The organism is Pseudonocardia sp. T1-2H (genome assembly GCF_038039215.1).
In the GTDB taxonomy this organism is placed as follows: domain Bacteria; phylum Actinomycetota; class Actinomycetes; order Mycobacteriales; family Pseudonocardiaceae; genus Pseudonocardia.
Genome location: NZ_JBBPCL010000001.1, coordinates 4,307,877 through 4,323,719, shown reverse-complemented (window position 1 = coordinate 4,323,719; position 15,843 = coordinate 4,307,877). Strand labels below are relative to the sequence as shown.

The window sequence follows — 15,843 nt, the reverse complement described above, 5'->3', positions numbered from 1 at the left end:
CGGTGAGGCGGGCGAGCTCGTCAGGGACGTACTCGCTCGGGCCGACCCGTTGCTTCTTCCTGTCCGGGTCCGGGGCTCTCAGGGGTCGAGGACGGCACTCTCGGCGCGGGCGATCTCCACCGCGAAGGCGAGGAACTCGTCCCGCGCAGCGTCGACGCCGCTGCCCCGACTGCGCGGACGAGTCAGCATCCGTGCGGCGAGCTCGTCGACGGGCCAGCGAACCAGCACTCCCTGCCGGGACAGGTAGAGCGCGACCGCGCGGATTCGGTACCGGTCACCGATCGAGTCGAGCCAGGCGTGGGCCAGGACCTGCCACAGCCACACCGCGACCTTACTCGCCGGGTCGACCCTGATGGCCGTCTTGACGTCGAGGAGGGTGTCCCCGACCAGCAGATCCCCATCGGCCCAGTGCGCCGCGAACACCGGTCCGGCGTGCCCCAGTGGCGCTCCTCGCCCCGGCCGCCGGGCGAGCTCGTGGAGCTGGTCGAGGGTGCCCGAGGCCCGCAGCCGCTCGGCCAGGCGTGCCGTCTCCTCCACCACGGCCGCCGAGGTGAGGGACCGCAGTTGCTCGACGGTCGGCTCGTCGACGGCCAGCAGCCTCTCGAGATCCGCGCCGATGGTCCCGGACCGGTAGATGTCCGCTGCCCCCGACCACCATCCGTAGGTACGGGCCAGGCCGCGCTCGACCCCGGGTACGCCGATCGTCCCGGTCGGGGCGTACCGGTCGTGGTAGCGGTGGGTGCGCTCGGCCAGCTCACCCACCGCGACGTCAGCCCAGCACGCGGGCTCCTCGCCCGGCCACGGTTCGCCCAGGTCGCGCCACCCGCACGGAGTCGGGCGGAAGTCCAGCGCGCGAGCAGCCTCGGCGGGCCGCAACGACCGGTGCGACGGGAAGCCGGCCGCGATCCGGTGTGCCGCCGCCCTGGTCAAAAGGCGAGCCGCGACCAGCCCGCACAACCCGTAATAGGGCGGAGCTTGCTCCACCACCGCAGCCATCCGCGCCCCGAACGTGCCGCCGACCGCGACCCAGTGGCGCGCTCCGAGCTCCGCGCCGTGCGGCGGGTGGACCGAGGCCACCCGGGCCGTGGCTCTGGCGACCTCCTCGGCCACGATGGTGGCACCCGGCATCCGGTACCGGAACCATCGCCCCAGCTCGCCGCGGTAGAGCTGGAAGGTCAACGACAACGGACTCACCCCCGCCCCCGGCATCACGACATTCAAAGTTCGGTACCGCGATCCGCAGCACCGTGCGTCCCGCCTGTGTCATGTCCGGTCCCGTCCTCGCCGGAGGGCTCGAGATCCCCGCCGCCGACGCGCCGCCCGAGGATGCGGGCGGCCTCGAGCCGGGCGGGGCGACGCTCCCCGTCGGTGATCGGCGTCAGGGTGGCATCCGCCACCGACAAAAATGCGCCTCAGGGCAAGCCGGTCGGCGATGCCTGTCGGACGAGGCGTTGCGGATCGGCCTGGTCACCGATGTCGTGGAGCCGGCCGGGCTGCTGGAGGCCGCCTACGCGAAGGCCGCGGAGATCATGCTGAACCCGCCGTTCTCGGTGGAGCCGGCCGAGCAGGGGAGGTGGGCGTCGGTGGAGAACCGGAGCTTCGCCGGTCCGAGGCGCCGACCACCCCGGGTGGGTCGTCGGTCGGGAACAACGCGGGTCCTCACCGCCGCACGTGCGCAGAGCGCGGTGATCCGGTCGACCCGGTTGCGTGACCGGCGTGGCGCGGTGAGGCAGCCACGCCGGTTCGCACCCGGCATCACGCGGTGAGTTCGAGGGTGTCCCGTGCCGAGACGGACTCGGCCTCCTGACGACGACGGCGGCGGAGCCGGAGCAGGGCGACGGTCGCGACCGCGGTCGCGACGACGGTGACCAGGCCGGCCACGTTGAGGGCCCGGCCGGGGCCGAGAGTCTCGGCGAGCCAGCCGACCAACGGCCCGCCCAGCGCGCCGGCGCCGGCGGACACCATGCCCTGGGCGGCGATCACGCGTCCGCGCATGTCCTCGGCGGTGTCGAGTTGCACCCGGGTACCCATCACGGTGTCGATCAGGACGGCGCCGACGGCGATCGGCAGCATGCTGGCCGCGAACGTCAGGAGCCCGGGAGAGAACCCGCTGAGCAGTTGCAGCACGCTGGTCACCGCCGCCGTGCCGAGCAGCAGCGTGAGCGTCAGCTCCCGGCGGTGCGCGGCGAACAGCCCGCCCAGGACCGTGCCGACCGCGAAGACCGTGGAGAGGAAGCCGAACCCTTCGGAGCCGGCCGCCAGCGGTCCGCTACTCATCGCGGCCATGCTGACCTGGTAGTTGCGGCCCACGCTGGACAGGACGAAGCCCAACGCGAACAGCACGAGCAACCGGTGGTCGCCGAGCAGGTAGCGCAGGCCGGCCCGCACCCCGACCCGTTCCGGCGAGCTCCTCGGGAGCGGGAACAGTGCGCCGGTCCGCATGGCCAGCACGGCCACGACGACGGCCAGGAAGCTCGCGGCGTTGACCGCGAAGAGCGCGGCGTTGCCGACCAGGCCGGCGAGAACACCACCCAGGCTCATCCCCAGCACGCGGCCGGTGGAGTTCAGAACGGAGCCGAGCGCGAGCGCGTTGCCCAGGTCCTCGCGGGGGACGACCTGGGCGCTGAGCTTGCCCATTGCGGGACTGTCGAACACGGAGACCGCCCCGCCGAGCGCGGCGATGACGTAGATCATCTCGACGGACGAGCCGTGTATCGCGATGAGCGCCAGCGCCACGGCCAGCAGCAGGTGCAGCGACTGGGTCACCAGCGCCAGCGGCCGGGTCGGTAGCCGGTCGGCCAGCGCGCCGGCCCACGAGCCGAGGGTGAGCATCGGGACGGCCGAGAACAGGATCGTGAGGCCGACGGAGGTCGCGGACCCGGTGCTGGTCAGCACCAGCCAGCTCATCCCGAGCACCTGCATCCAGCTGCCGGTGGACGAGACCAGGTCGGCGGCGGCCCAGAGACGGTAGTTCGGATGTTTCAGCGCGCGCAGAGACGGCGGCAGACGAAGCCGCATTCGACGAGACCTTTCGGAGTGCGCCACGGCGAGCAGCGGTGCCACGCGGCCGCGGCCGGGGAGACGACGGACTGGGGGAGCGACGGCGGCGGGGTGACGTCACCCGCCGCGACTCTCCGTCCAACGCCTGCCGCGGCGCCCGTAGTCCGCGCGCCGTGGTAGCCGTACCGACGTCACATCCGGACGGCCACCGGGCCTCGGGGCAGGACTACCCGTCCAGGCCCTTGCCCCGCGTCGCCGAGCACCTGGGTGCGCGCGAAGCTGAACGCTGCGAGGGCAGCATGATCACCTTCCGGTGGCCGAATCGGTCGGAGTAGATCGACGCGGTTCAGCACCCGTGGCGGGACAGGTCGCGTGGCGCCCGCGGGCCGTACTCGAGCGAGGTGTCGACGTCGAGCGCGACGACCGGCTCGCAGGCTCGGTCCCGCCCCGGATGGCCGAGCTCGCGCGAGAGCCGACGGCGGTCCGAACGAGCGCGTCCACCTGTTCAGGTGGCGGCGGATCGGGCAGGAAGTGGATGGAGCCGACGAGAGCGAGGGTGTAGGCCACCTCGCCCCCGGTGCCGAACACCGGGGCCGCGACCGCGTTGACGCCGCGGAAGGTCTCCTCCGGTGCCGATGACCAGCCCCGCTTGCGCACAGCGGCCACCTGCTCCCACAGGACGGTGTGGTCCAGCACGGTCTCGGACGTCCGCTTCTCGCTGATCAACCGGGTCCACACGGCTCGTTGCCGATCCGTGGCGAAGGCGAGCGCGACCTTGCCCTGGGCGGCGCTGTTGTAGGGGAACTGGGGCTGCCGAACCCGACCGCGGCACCGGCCTGCAGGATCACGATCCAGGTCGTCGAGGACAGGACGCCCAGGCCTCGATCACCCTCCGACACCGGCGAGGCGAGGTAGTTCGGGATCCAGGTGAACAGCCCCCAGTACCCGCACATCGCCGCGGCGGCTCATCGTCGCCTTCTTCCTGCCCGAGACCCGCGGTCGGGAGCTGACGTCCGGTCGGCAGGAGACGCCGACGTCCGGCGAGGACGCGCCGGCGGGTTACTCGGGGGAGCCGCAGGGGAACCGGGTGCCGGGCGCTCCCGACGCCAGATGACGGCGCCGGGTGGGGCGCACGGCGGAGCCGTAGCCGCTACTCAGCCGACGCCACCCTCACCCTCGGCTTGCCGGCTGTGAAGGACGGCTCCTTCGGTCTCCGGCCGTTCCGGGCGGCCGGTGCGTCCGTCCTGGCAACCACACAAGGAGGACTTATGCCCCTGATCCAGGTCACCCTGCGCGAAGGCCGGAGCCCCGAGCGCATCCGTGCACTCATCAGCTCACTGACCGATGCCGTCGTTCGGTCCGTCGAGGCCTCGCGCGAGTCCGTGCGGGTCATCGTCAACGAGGTGCCCGAGACACACTGGGCCAACGGCGACGTCACCCTCGCCGAGAAGCGGGCGGCCGGACCCACCTGACCACCGGTGCCTGCGGACCCGACGGCCCCGCCGATCGGGCGGTTCACGCCCCGGGACCGTCACGCCCCGGGATCGGCGACAGCTGTGCCCGGCGCCTCGGCGTGCCTGTCAGGTCTCGTCCGCCGAGGCCAGGAGGCGTTGGCGGGCCGAGCGTTCGACGAGCTCGGGCATCGCCCCCGTCGGAGCGCCCTGTAGGTCGCGATGGCAGTGGGCCACCACCGCCCTGATGAGCTCCAGCCGGTCCGGGTCGGCGCTGAACTCCGATCCGAGACGGGAAGCCGTCTCGGACAACATCGCCGCGCCTTCGGCGGGAACGTGCCCGCGCGTCGGGTCGCGAAGGAGCAGCTCGGCCGTGCCCGACCTGCTGTCGGTGTTACCTGCCACGCTTGTCTCTCCTCGGTAGGACGTCCCACAGGCGGTCAGGAGCGTCCGGGCTCACCGGTCGCTGCGGGGGTCGGCATCAACGCATGTGGAGGCGTCGGGGGCGCACAGCCGCACGCGGTGGCGTGGCGGAAGTGCAGCGGCCAGGAACGATAGTGGTGAATCGAGCCCGAGTCATCGGCCGTACGGAGGCCATGCCCGGGATCGCCGCTCCCGCCGCGCGCCGCTCGGAGACGTGGGGCGCGGCTCGTCGGGCCGTCGCATCTGCGCGACCCGCCTAGGGCGAATCGAGCAGTCGAACCGCAAAGGGGGTCGTCCGGCTCTGTCCGGCCCGGATCGTCGGGCCTACTGTGGCCGGTTTCCGGAGGACGCAGACGTGTGGCGAGAGGTGATGGCGCGATACCAGTACCTGTGCCGGGAGTGCGGTCCGTGGATCGTCGTACTCCCGATGGGCACTGCCGAGGCGGCGCGGCGCTGCCCTGCGTGCGGCGGACGGTCGAAGCGGCAGTGGACCGCGCCGTCGCTCAATCTGATGGACCGGCGCCTGGGCAGGCTGCGGCGGCGTGAGGAGGCCGGCAGGGACGTCCCCGAGGTGACGACGGCGGTTCCGCCGGCCGCCCGCCGGCGCCCCGCTACCGACCCCCGCCACGTCACGCTGCCCCGGCCTTGATCCCTCGACCGGCGTCAGACGTCGGCGAGCGGCTCCAGCGGAGGAGGACGAGATGGCCACGGTCGGTCTGTTGTACGTCGGAGCGGTGCTGTTCATCAACGGCCTGCTGTTGATCGGGGTCGTCGACGGCAGAGCAGCGGCACCGATCAACCTCTTCGTCGGCGCGCTGCAGGTCATCACCCCGACGTATCTGATCATCGCCTCCGGCGGCGCACCCGCGGTGGTCCTCGCGGCCTCGGGTCTCTACCTGTTCGGCTTCACCTACCTCTACGTCGGTATCGGGCTGCTGGCAGGGCTCGACACGACCGGCGTCGGCTGGTTCTCGCTGTTCGTCGCCATCGCCGCGCTGGGCTACGCGGTCGTGAACTTCCGGCTCCTCAACGACCGCCCGTTCGCCGTCATCTGGCTCTACTGGGCCTTCCTGTGGGCGCTGTTCTTCGTCGTGCTCGGACTCAAGCACGAGTCCCTCGCCCACTACACCGGCTGGGTGACGATCATCGAGAGCTGGGTGACCGCCACGATCCCGGCGTTCCTGCTGCTCACCGGCTACTGGCCCACCAACAACGCGCTCGCGCTCGGACTCGTCGTCGGCGGTGTCGTCGTGTTCGGCGGGCTGTTCCTGCTCGAACGCCGACGGGCCCCCCGCGCTCCGGCCCCGACCCACCGGCCCCCCGTCCCGGCGGCGACAGCCTGACCCCGGGAACCGGCCCGAAGAACCGCGGTCCCGACGAAATGCCGACAAGGAGGATTCGAGATGCCTGATGTGGTGTTCACCGTCGACCAGTCCAAGTCGATGCGCGACCAGGCGGTACCCGGGCACAACCGGTGGCACCCGGACGTGCCCGCCGCGGTCACCGTCCGGCCGGGGCAGCAGATCCGCGTCGAGTGCCGGGAGTGGACCGACGGCCAGATCGGCAACAACGACTCGGCCAACGACGTGCGCGACGTCGACCTGACCCGCGCCCACATGCTCAGCGGCCCGATCGCCGTGGAAGGCGCCGAGCCGGGTGACCTGCTCGTCGTCGACATCCTCGACCTGGGCCCGGTCCAGGCTCCGCAGGAGTACGGGGACGCGCCCGGTCAGGGCTGGGGCTACACCGGGGTCTTCGCGAAGGCCAACGGCGGCGGCTTCCTCACCGACTACTTCCCCGACGCGTACAAGGCGATCTGGGACTTCGCCGGTCAGGTGGCCACCTCCCGGCACCTGCCAGGGGTCCGCTACACCGGGATCACGCACCCCGGGCTGTTCGGCACCGCGCCCTCGGCCGAACTGCTGGAACGCTGGAACACCCGCGAGCGCGCGTTGATCGCGACCGACCCGGACCGCGTCCCGCCGCTCGCACTCCCACCACTGGAGGCGAACACACTGGGTGGGACGGCGAGCGGTTCGGCCGCCGAGGCGATCGCCCGCGACGGTGCCCGCACCGTTCCCGCACGGGAGAACGGAGGCAACCACGACATCAAGAACCTCACGCGGGGCTCGCGGGTCTTCTACCCGGTGCACGTTCCCGGCGCGAAGCTGTCGGGCGGGGACCTGCACTTCAGCCAGGGCGACGGCGAGATCACCTTCTGCGGTGCCATCGAGATGGGAGGCTTCATCGACTTCCACCTCGACCTGATCAAGGGCGGGATGGAGACCTACGGGGTCACGACCAACCCGGTGTTCATGCCGGGCAACGTGGAGCCCCGGTACTCGGAGTTCCTGACCTTCATCGGGTTGTCCGTGGACCGCGAGACCGACGAGAACTACTACCTCGACGCGACCGTCGCCTACCGGCGCGCGTGCCTCAACGCCGTCGAGTACCTGAAGAAGTTCGGGTACTCCGGCGAACAGGCGTACCTGCTGCTCGGCTCGGCACCGATCGAGGGCCGCATCAGCGGCATCGTCGACATCCCGAACGCCTGCTGCTCGCTCTACCTGCCCACCGCGATCTTCGACTTCGACGTGAAGCCGTCGTCGGCCGGACCGACGATGCAGGACAGGGGGCAGTGTGCCGTGACGTCGTGACCGTCGGGCCGCCCGGCGCGGACTGACCGTGACCCGCGCGCCGCGTCAGGCGTGCGGGTCGTTCGCGCCGACCCGAGGTCGTTCGACGGACACCGTCGGCCGGGCCGTGACGGCGACCGATCCGCCGCAGTTCCAGCATTTCGGGTCGGACTCCGGATCTCTGCCCTCGACCTCGCAGGAGTGGCAGAACCAATGCGTGACGACCAGGAAGGACATGGCCGACTCCCTTCGGGTCGCGGGCGGGAGCCCGCAACACGCCAACGTCGACGACCGAAGGTTATGGTGCGGTCACGGCCGGTGCCGAAGGGGAGGCCTTGCGGTGACGAACGACACTCCGGACCAGCAGCCCGTCCACCCGAAGCACCTGGCGTACGACCGCTTCGGCAAGGAGGCGCTGCACGCCGCCCACGGCATCACCCGCGCGCTCGCCGAGGCGGGCGTGGACGACGACGGCGTCGTCGTGCTGCGTACCGACGGGAAGCGGCACAGCTTCGTCGAGCTCGAGGCCCTCATCGACGGCGCTCTCGCGGAGGACGCCGCGGCCGAGGAGGGCCCGGCCGGCGCACCTGACCCCCGGTCCCGCTGACAGACCCGTCTGCTCCGGCCGTTCCGCTCCGCCGGGACCGGTTCGGCAGCGGCGGAGATCGCCGATGCCTCGGCTGACACGGAGACGCCGGACTGCCGCGCGTGTCAGCGGTAGCAGTACGAGTCCGAGGAGGCGTCCCCGCCCTGCAGGCGGATCTGGTGCACGCGCAGGCCCCGGAACTCCTCGCCGTTCGGGAAGAAGCGCTCGTCGACGCTCAGCCCGCCCCCGCGCGGCTCCGCGTCGAGCTTGGCCATCCAGGCGCCCACGCCGTCGGGATAGAACTGGTCGTCCCAGGCACCGTAGAGGGAGTTGGTGAAGTAGACGCGCCTGCCGTCCCGGCTGACCTCGACCATCTGCGGGCCGCCGGCCAGCGGCACGTCCGGCCGCGCCGGATGCGGGGTGCGCTCGACGATGCCCCCCATGCGCACCGACCCCGACTCCACGGGATGCGCCGGGTCGGAGACGTCGAACTGCTTCAGCTCCCCGGTGCCCCAGCAGGAGACGTAGAGGAACCGGTCGTCGACCGAGAGGTCGATGTCGGTGACCAGCGGCGGCACGGCCGAGAACGGCTTCAGCGCCGGCGGAAGCCGGTCGGGGTGCGCAGGCTCCGCAGGGATGGTGATGACCTTCTCCACCTTCCACTCCTCGCCGTCGTGGAACCACCGCCACACGGACGCGGACAGGTCCTCGGTGGAGATCACCACGCCGACGAAGCCCCAGGCCGCGTCCGGATCGTGCGACGGGCGGACCTCGAGGGGCATCTGGTATCGGGAGCCGAGGTCGACACGCTGCTGGTGGCGGCCCTGCTCGAGGTCCCAGAAATGCAGGGCGTGGCCGTACCTCCCGCCGAGCAGCAGCTCCGGAACCAGGCCGTCCTCGATCATCGAGGGGCTGCCCCACTCGCTCGAGACCAGCACGTTCCGGTTCAGGTGCCACCAGGCGTCGTAGTGCAGGTGCTGCGGACCCCGGTCGGTCTCCCAGGCGCGCAGCACCTCGAAGGTGCTGTGGTCGAGCAGTGCCACCCCGCCGGGCCCGTCGTCGTCGCCCTCCGGGCCGCCGATGCAGGTCAGGAACACCCCGTCCGGCCCGCAGTGCATCGTGTGCGGCCGCGAGTAGCCGGCCTTCGCGGAGAGCGACTTGCCGGAGATGGTCTTGACCAGCGACGGGTTCCGCGGATCCGGCACGGTGTCGAGGACGTAGATGTCCGAGGAGCGCAGCCCGGGCACGAGCAGGTAGCGCCGGGCGAGGCCGTTCATGTCGTGGCCCTCGTGCCTGAGCGCGCTCGAGCAGGCGTTCCAGCCGAAGTGGTGCAGCTCGTCGCCCACGCCGGGAACGTCCGTCCAGCCGACCACCCGGCCGTAGGTCTCGGAGTCCGGGTTCACGTCGACGACCGTCATCGCGTCGTGGCGCCGGGCCGCCCGGTCGAACGCCACGACGTAGGCCAGCTCCTCGGGTGGTGCGGCGGCCGCCTCGGCGGCCGAGCGGTAGAACGTCGGGTCGATCCTGGGCTCACTCACGACGACCTCCCTGTGGCACGTCGGCCGCGCGGGTCCGGCGCCGGGGACGGGAGGCGGCCCGAGACGGTGCCGCATGGTCCTGTGCCCCGGAGAACGCGACACGAACCGGTCGCCGCCGCCCCTCGACGGACGCCCGGAGGAGCCGTCCACCTTTCCGTAGGCGGTGGTGGCAGGTCAAGGTGCGGACGGCGGTACCGGTGAGGACGCACACCGTCAGGTGCCCGCGCGTCGTGCACGACTCCCGCGGTGACTTCGGTGATGAGGAACTTCGGTGATGAGGAGCTGTCCCCGGGTGCCGGGCGCGGGGACGTCGGCCGAAGGAAAACCCTTCCGCACTCGGGGGGTCGTCCCGCGACACTCGGGGGATGGTCTCGCCGCATCAGGGGAGGGCACCATCGCTTCACGAAGCCCCCGGCCGCACTCTTCACGCATCGCCACCGCATGACCGCGAACGGCGACCCACCTCGAGGAGGAGTCATGAGCACCCTGACCCAGAAGATCGTCCGCGCTTCCACCGGCCTCGTCGTCGCCGGCGTGCTAGTGGGCGGAGCCGCCCCGGCCTTCGCCGAGACCCCGGCTGCGCAGTCTCCCGCCACGGTTGCGATGTCCGCGCCGCTGGAAGGCGACAACGGCTCGCCGGACTTCCAGCGCGGCCTCAGCACGGGCACCGCGGACGGCAGTCGTGACGGCTTCGACGACGCCCGGAACAACTGCCAGAGGCCCGTGGCGGCGCTGCACGGATTGCAGAACTTCGCCCTCTCCCCGTTCGACGAGGGCTACGCGCAGGGCTACTCGATCGGCTACGACAAGGGCTTCGCCCAGGGCGAGAAGCAGTTCTGCGACAAGGCCGTCAACCAGGGCGGGCAGGGCGGCCAGTAGCCGGCCCGGCAGCTCGGCGGCACGCGCGAGACCGCCGGCACCGACCAGTCTGCCCCCGCCGGCCGGCGGGGGCAGACCCATGGGTGCGGCACGTCATCGAGGCGGTGGCGGTCCCGCCGCGTCTGAGCCCCGCCGCGGCGGCCAGGAGTCCGGCCGGGGGTCGGGCCGGGGCAGCGGCAGTCCGCCCGCGGCGCTGCGCGGGACCGGCGGACCGGCCGGCGCGGGCCCCGGGGCACCGGCCGGGGCGGGCGTGGGTACCGGCGGGCCGGCGGGCGCCGGCGCCCGCTCGGCGAACGCCAGCCACACCCCGCACAGTCCGGCGACGAACAGCAGCCCCGTGACGATGCCCTCGGTCTGCAGTGGGGTGATCGCCAGCGTGCCGGCCGGGACGAACGCGGCGCCCACGACCAGGGCGTAGAGCAGCGGGTCCGCCACCGCGAGCCGCCGCCCCGGCACCCGCGAGCGGCCGGTGCGGAGGACGTAGCGGAGGGACTCCAGCAGTCCGATCGTCCCGCCGAGGGCGAAGGTGGTGCGCCAGACGATCCCGCCGTCGCCCGCGGTCCCCAGCATCGAGGCGAGTCCGAGCACGCCGGGCAGGAAGAACTTCAGGGCCAGGTGCAGCGTCGCCGCGTGCCGGTCGGGATCTGTGCGCCAGTTGCCGTGCCCGAACTGCATGACGCCGAACCAGAGCCCCAGCAGCGTGAAGCTCGTGCCGCTCAGCGTCTGGTAGAAGGTGACGGTCGGGTCCACGCTGTCCCCCTCGACGCCGCGGCAGGCGGCGTTCGGGGTCAATCGTGGTGGGCGGGGCCGCCCGCGGGAAGGGGCTATCGCGGGCGGGTTCGGGCGATCTGCCGCCGGCTGTGCCCGTGACCGGCCTCGGCGGCAGGGGCTCGCTCGTGCTCGGTCAGGGGGTTCCGAGGCGGGCGTCGCCGCGGCGGCGCACCTCGCGCGGTGGTCGCCCGTACCAGCGTCTGACCGCCCGGGTCAGCCCCGACTGTTCGGCGAACCCGAGCATCGCGGCGACCTGGGAGAAGGGCAGGTCGGTGTGGAGGATCAGCCGGTGGGCCGTCTGCCGGCGCACGTCGTCGAGGACGGCCTCGAACGTGGTGCCCTCGGCGGCGAGGTAACGCTGCAGGGTGCGCGGGTTCAGCTGCAGCAGACGGGCGACGGCGTCGACGCGCACCTGGGCCGAGCCGAGCGACTGGCTCAGCGCCGCGCGCACCCGGGGTGCGACCAACCGTCCCGGCTCGGGGAAGTGCCCCTCGAGGAACTCGACGGCGATCGCGCGCAGCATCTCGTTGCCGCCCTGCAGCGGGGTGTCGACGAAGGCGGCAGGGAGACGGAGCACGGCGGCGTCACGACCGAACCGGACGTCCGCGCCGAAGAACTCGGTGTAGCGGGAGACCGGCGCGAGCGGTGCGTGGGGCAGGTGCACGGAGTGGAGCCCGTACCGCCCGCCGTACAGGAGCGTGATGATCCGGTGCAGCAGGCCGAGCCCGAGATCGATCGCCTGCGGTGGAAGAGGTACGGGTTCGGTGCTGCCGTAGCGCAGCCCGCGTACGCCGGGGATGCCCTGGGGGTCCGGTACCAGTGTCACGGTCAGGGCGGGGCTGTGCACGAAAAGGAAGCGCGACGCGCAGTCCAGGGCGTCGCCCATCGTCTGCGAGTTCTCGATCGCGACGGCCAGCGGACCGAGTACGTCGGCGTTCTGCTGCTCGGCCAGGCGCAGCCCGAGGTCCGGGCAGCCGAGCTCGGCGGCGGCGGTCTCCAGGAGCCGGCCCGCCGTGACCGAGGGGATCACCGCGTCCTCGGCGTCGAGGGCACCGCGAGGCACGCGGAAGCGCCGCAGGAGCTCTGCGCCGTCGCCACCGAGGCGGTCGACCAGCGACTCCAGGCCCCGCAACGCTGCCGCTCGCACCATCGACCGCATGTCGCACGAGGGTAAACTTTTGTCGGCTGGGGGCAAGTTCTACCGCGGCGGGCTGCGCACACTGGACAGCGATCGTCTACGTCGCCGTGTGAGGAGTCCGGTCTGTGACCACTGTCGAACGGCCCGACCAGCAGGTGGGCGTCGAGCACTTCGACGTCCTCATCGTCGGGGCCGGCCTGTCGGGGATCGGGGCCGCGTGGCGGCTCGCCCAGGAGCGCCCGGGAACCCGCTACGCCCTCCTCGAGGCGCGCGACGCCATCGGCGGCACCTGGGACCTGTTCCGCTACCCGGGCGTGCGTTCGGACTCGGACATGTTCACCCTCAGCTACCCGTTCCGTCCGTGGCGGGGTGAGAAGTCGATCGCCGACGGGGAGAGCATCCGCCGCTACATCTGCGACACCGCCGACGAGGGCGGGATCACCCCGCACATCCGGTTCGGGACGCGGGTGGTCGGCGCGTCGTGGTCGTCGGAGGAGGCGCGCTGGACCGTCCGGGTCCGTGTCGGCACCGAGGAGCGCACGTTGACCTGCGGGTTCCTCTACGTGTGCGCCGGCTACTACGACTACGCGCGCGGCCACCAGCCGGCTTTCGCCGGGCTCGAGGAGTTCGGCGGTGAGTTCGTGCACCCGCAGGCCTGGCCCGAGGACCTCGACCACACGGGAAAGAAGGTCGTGGTGATCGGCAGCGGCGCCACGGCCGTCACCCTGATCCCGGCGATGGCCGAGAAGGCCGCGCACGTCACGATGCTGCAGCGCTCGCCGTCCTACCTCACCGTGTTGCCGTCGAGGGACGAGGTCGCGGACCGGCTGCGCAGCCGCCTGCCCGCCCGGCTCGCGCACACCCTGATCCGCGCCAAGAACGTGGCGCTCACCCAGGCGTTCTACCAGCTCAGCCGTCGTCGGCCCGAGCGCGTGAAGCGCATCCTGCGGGGGGTCGCGATGAGGTTCCTGGACGACGCCGCGTACGTCGACGAGCACTTCACCCCGAGCTACCAGCCGTGGGACCAGCGGCTCTGCGTCGTCCCGGGTGGCGACTTCTTCCGCGCGATACGGTCGGGCGACGCCTCGGTGGTGACCGACCACATCGACCGGTTCGTGGAGAACGGGATCCGGCTGAAGTCCGGGAAGGTGCTGGAGGCCGACGTCGTCGTCTCGGCGACGGGGCTGTCCCTGCTCGCGTTCGGCGGGCTCGAGCTGAGCGTCGACGGCCGGCCGGTGGACCTGGGGGACACCGTCGCCTACCGCGGCCTGATGCTCGGCGGCGTGCCGAACTTCGCGTACTGCATCGGGTACACCAACGCGTCGTGGACGCTGCGGGCAGACCTGTCGTCCCGCTACGTGTGCCGGCTGCTGGGCTACATGGAGCGCCGCGGCTACGCGAGCGCGGTGCCGACGGCCGCGGCCGCCGGGGAGTCCCGGCGCCCGCTGCTCGACCTGACGTCGAGCTACGTCCTGCGCTCCGCGGACCGGTTCCCCAAGCAGGGCGAGCGCAACCCGTGGGCCGTTCGCCAGAACTACCTCGTCGACACCCTGTCGACGGCACGGGCGGATCTTCGCCGGCACATGACGTTCACGTCGAGGTCCGCGCTGCCCGCCCGCTCGACCGCACTGGAGGAGATCGCGTCATGAGCCTTGCCCCCTATCGTTTCGCCGGGAAGACGGCGGTGCTCACGGGCGCCGCCAGCGGCATGGGCGAGCACATGGCCTACGGGCTCGGAGCCCGGGGCAGCGACCTCGTCCTGCTCGACCGCGATGCCGAACGCCTCGACGCCGTCGCCGGGAAGGTCCGCCGCGCCCACCCCGGTATCGCCGTGGAGACTCTGGTGGTCGACCTCGCGGACCGCGCCGCCGCGGCCGCAGCCGCCGAGAGGATCCTGGCCGCGCACCCGCGGATCGGCCTGCTGGTGAACAACGCCGGCGTGGCGCTGGGCGGGCGGTTCGACCAGCTCACCCTCGACGAGTTCGAGTGGGTCATGGACATCAACTTCCGGGCCCCGGTCCTGCTCACGCACACCCTGCTCCCCGCGCTGACCGCTGTACCGGGCAGCCACGTCGTCAACGTCTCCAGCCTCTACGGGCTGATCGGGCCGGCCGGGCAGTCCGCGTACTCGTCGAGCAAGTTCGCCCTGCGCGGCTTCAGCGAGGTGCTCCGCGCCGAGCTCGCCGACCACGGCACCGGAGTCACGACCGTGCACCCCGGCGGGATCCGCACGCGGGTCGCCGAGAGCGCCCGGGTGGGGTCGGGCGTCTCCACCGAGGAGGTCGAGCGCCACCAGCGGGCGTTCCGCGGGCTGCTCACCTATCCCGCCGAGAAGGCGGCCGAGGAGATCCTCGCGGGCGTCGAACACCGCAGGGCGCGCGTGCTGATCGCGGCCAGCGCCAAGATCCCCGACGTGCTCGCCCGGGCGCTCCCGTCCTCCTACGGGCGAGTGCTCGGGGTGCTCACCGCGGCCCTCGCGCGGCGGGCGTCGTGACCGCCACGAGAGTGCCGGCCGAGACCGGCGGGACGTCCGCCCCTGTGTTCGTCGACGTCCGGGGCCGACGGATCCGGGTCGTCCGGTCGGGCGACCCGGCGCAGCCGCCGGTGCTGCTGCTGCACGGGATCGGCCGGAGCCTCGAGGACTGGGCCCCGCAGCACGAGCGGCTGGCCGACGCCCACCACGTGATCAGCGTCGACATGCCCGGGTTCGGCCTCTCGGAGCGGATGCCCGAGCCGGTCACGCTGCGCTCGCTCGCCGAGGGCGTGCTGGCCACCCTCGACGCGCTGGGTGAGCAGCGGCCGGTCAACATCATGGGCAACTCGCTCGGTGGTGCCGTCGCCCTGCAGATCCTCGCTCTCGCACCGGACCGCGTCGCCGGCCTCGCGCTCGTGAACAGCGCCGGGTTCGGCAAGGAGGTCACCATCGCGCTGCGCCTCCTCGCGATTCCCGGTGTCGGGCGGCGGTTGCTGAAGAGCACGGACCGGAAGGCCGCCCGCCGCACCGAGCGCGCCCTGTTCTTCGACGGCTCCTTCGTCACCGAGGAGCGGATCGAGCACGCGCTCCGCATGGCGGAGCAACCCGACCACGCCGAGGTGTTCCTGGAGGCCGCCCGCGAGCTGGGGACGTTCCGCGGGGTTCGGGCCCGCTGGCGCTCGGCGCTGCTCGCCGAGGTGGCCCGGCACCCGAAGCCGACCCTGCTCCTCTGGGGGGATCGGGACCTGATCCTGCCGGCCCACCACATGAGCACCGCGCGGGCGATGCTGCCGCACGCGCAGTCCCATGTCTTCGCCGACACCGGCCACATGCCCCAGATCGAGCGCGCCGACGACGTCGCCGGTCTCCTCCGCCGCTTCCTCGCCGCGCAAGAGGGGCAGAACACCTGATCAGTCCCCGCCGGGCGCCTCCCGGGACCGCCGGGCC

18 protein-coding genes are annotated in these 15,843 nt (G+C 72.3%); 10 read left to right on the top strand and 8 right to left on the bottom strand.

Annotated features, from left to right (window positions below; translation table 11 throughout):
- Positions 1 to 78 precede the first annotated feature (78 nt).
- Positions 79 to 1,185: a hypothetical protein gene (locus WBK50_RS21325; RefSeq protein WP_341337301.1), complete on the bottom strand. Its 1,107-nt coding sequence runs from the start codon at positions 1,183 to 1,185 to the stop codon at positions 79 to 81.
- 80 nt (positions 1,186 to 1,265) lie between these two features.
- Between WBK50_RS21325 and WBK50_RS21320 the strand changes: the two genes are divergently transcribed.
- Positions 1,266 to 1,766, top strand: a complete 501-nt coding sequence (locus WBK50_RS21320; RefSeq protein WP_341337300.1) for a hypothetical protein — start codon at positions 1,266 to 1,268, stop codon at positions 1,764 to 1,766.
- Here WBK50_RS21320 and WBK50_RS21315 read toward each other — a convergent pair.
- Positions 1,756 to 3,018, bottom strand: a complete 1,263-nt coding sequence (locus WBK50_RS21315) for an MFS transporter (RefSeq protein ID WP_341337299.1) — start codon at positions 3,016 to 3,018, stop codon at positions 1,756 to 1,758. The genes WBK50_RS21320 and WBK50_RS21315 overlap by 11 nt on opposite strands.
- A gap of 285 nt (positions 3,019 to 3,303) precedes the next feature.
- A complete protein-coding gene (locus WBK50_RS21310) occupies positions 3,304 to 3,855 on the bottom strand; it encodes an IclR family transcriptional regulator domain-containing protein (protein ID WP_341339470.1) in 552 nt (183 codons plus the stop codon).
- A 413-nt stretch (positions 3,856 to 4,268) separates the two neighbouring features.
- Here WBK50_RS21310 and WBK50_RS21305 point away from each other — a divergent pair, with 413 nt between their 5' ends.
- The gene (locus WBK50_RS21305; protein WP_341337298.1) at positions 4,269 to 4,472 is read left to right on the top strand and encodes a tautomerase family protein; all 204 of its coding nucleotides are present in this window, start codon (positions 4,269 to 4,271) and stop codon (positions 4,470 to 4,472) included.
- Positions 4,473 to 4,580: 108 nt separating this feature from the next.
- Here WBK50_RS21305 and WBK50_RS21300 read toward each other — a convergent pair whose 3' ends face one another.
- Positions 4,581 to 4,856 carry a hypothetical protein gene (locus tag WBK50_RS21300; protein ID WP_341337297.1) on the bottom strand — a complete coding sequence of 92 codons (276 nt, stop codon included), beginning with the start codon at positions 4,854 to 4,856 and terminating at the stop codon, positions 4,581 to 4,583.
- Between the two features lie 388 nt (positions 4,857 to 5,244).
- Between WBK50_RS21300 and WBK50_RS35250 the strand changes: the two genes are divergently transcribed.
- From WBK50_RS35250 to fmdA, 3 genes are read left to right on the top strand one after another with little or no spacing between them, the layout of a single operon-like run.
- Positions 5,245 to 5,523, top strand: coding sequence for an FmdB family zinc ribbon protein (locus tag WBK50_RS35250; RefSeq protein WP_445942380.1), 279 nt, complete (start codon positions 5,245 to 5,247; stop codon positions 5,521 to 5,523).
- A 52-nt stretch (positions 5,524 to 5,575) separates the two neighbouring features.
- Complete coding sequence (locus WBK50_RS21295; RefSeq protein ID WP_341337296.1) at positions 5,576 to 6,217, top strand: AmiS/UreI family transporter; 642 nt, start codon at positions 5,576 to 5,578, stop codon at positions 6,215 to 6,217.
- 60 nt (positions 6,218 to 6,277) lie between these two features.
- The gene (fmdA, locus tag WBK50_RS21290; protein ID WP_341337295.1) at positions 6,278 to 7,531 is read left to right on the top strand and encodes a formamidase; all 1,254 of its coding nucleotides are present in this window, start codon (positions 6,278 to 6,280) and stop codon (positions 7,529 to 7,531) included.
- A 45-nt stretch (positions 7,532 to 7,576) separates the two neighbouring features.
- On the opposite strand, the gene WBK50_RS21285 is transcribed toward fmdA, so the two are convergent.
- The gene (locus tag WBK50_RS21285; protein WP_341337294.1) at positions 7,577 to 7,747 is read right to left on the bottom strand and encodes a hypothetical protein; all 171 of its coding nucleotides are present in this window, start codon (positions 7,745 to 7,747) and stop codon (positions 7,577 to 7,579) included.
- Between the two features lie 103 nt (positions 7,748 to 7,850).
- Here WBK50_RS21285 and WBK50_RS21280 point away from each other — a divergent pair, with 103 nt between their 5' ends.
- On the top strand, positions 7,851 to 8,117 hold the full coding sequence (locus WBK50_RS21280; RefSeq protein WP_341337293.1) for a hypothetical protein: 267 nt from the start codon (positions 7,851 to 7,853) through the stop codon (positions 8,115 to 8,117).
- Positions 8,118 to 8,221: 104 nt separating this feature from the next.
- Here the strand turns inward: WBK50_RS21280 and WBK50_RS21275 are convergent, their stop codons facing one another.
- Positions 8,222 to 9,634, bottom strand: a complete 1,413-nt coding sequence (locus WBK50_RS21275) for a selenium-binding protein SBP56-related protein (RefSeq protein ID WP_341337292.1) — start codon at positions 9,632 to 9,634, stop codon at positions 8,222 to 8,224.
- A 477-nt stretch (positions 9,635 to 10,111) separates the two neighbouring features.
- Between WBK50_RS21275 and WBK50_RS21270 the strand changes: the two genes are divergently transcribed.
- The gene (locus tag WBK50_RS21270) at positions 10,112 to 10,513 is read left to right on the top strand and encodes a hypothetical protein (protein WP_341337291.1); all 402 of its coding nucleotides are present in this window, start codon (positions 10,112 to 10,114) and stop codon (positions 10,511 to 10,513) included.
- A 93-nt stretch (positions 10,514 to 10,606) separates the two neighbouring features.
- Here the strand turns inward: WBK50_RS21270 and WBK50_RS21265 are convergent, their stop codons facing one another.
- On the bottom strand, positions 10,607 to 11,263 hold the full coding sequence (locus WBK50_RS21265) for a hypothetical protein (protein ID WP_341337290.1): 657 nt from the start codon (positions 11,261 to 11,263) through the stop codon (positions 10,607 to 10,609).
- Positions 11,264 to 11,417: 154 nt separating this feature from the next.
- The gene (locus WBK50_RS21260) at positions 11,418 to 12,443 is read right to left on the bottom strand and encodes an AraC family transcriptional regulator (protein WP_341337289.1); all 1,026 of its coding nucleotides are present in this window, start codon (positions 12,441 to 12,443) and stop codon (positions 11,418 to 11,420) included.
- A 104-nt stretch (positions 12,444 to 12,547) separates the two neighbouring features.
- On the opposite strand from WBK50_RS21260, the gene WBK50_RS21255 reads away from it, so the two are divergent.
- From WBK50_RS21255 to WBK50_RS21245, 3 genes are read left to right on the top strand one after another with little or no spacing between them, the layout of a single operon-like run.
- The gene (locus WBK50_RS21255) at positions 12,548 to 14,071 is read left to right on the top strand and encodes a flavin-containing monooxygenase (protein ID WP_341337288.1); all 1,524 of its coding nucleotides are present in this window, start codon (positions 12,548 to 12,550) and stop codon (positions 14,069 to 14,071) included.
- Positions 14,068 to 14,916, top strand: coding sequence for an SDR family NAD(P)-dependent oxidoreductase (locus tag WBK50_RS21250; RefSeq protein WP_341337287.1), 849 nt, complete (start codon positions 14,068 to 14,070; stop codon positions 14,914 to 14,916). The genes WBK50_RS21255 and WBK50_RS21250 overlap by 4 nt, the downstream gene beginning before the upstream one ends.
- Complete coding sequence (locus tag WBK50_RS21245) at positions 14,913 to 15,806, top strand: alpha/beta fold hydrolase (protein WP_341337286.1); 894 nt, start codon at positions 14,913 to 14,915, stop codon at positions 15,804 to 15,806. The genes WBK50_RS21250 and WBK50_RS21245 overlap by 4 nt, the downstream gene beginning before the upstream one ends.
- Positions 15,807 to 15,843 lie beyond the last annotated feature (37 nt).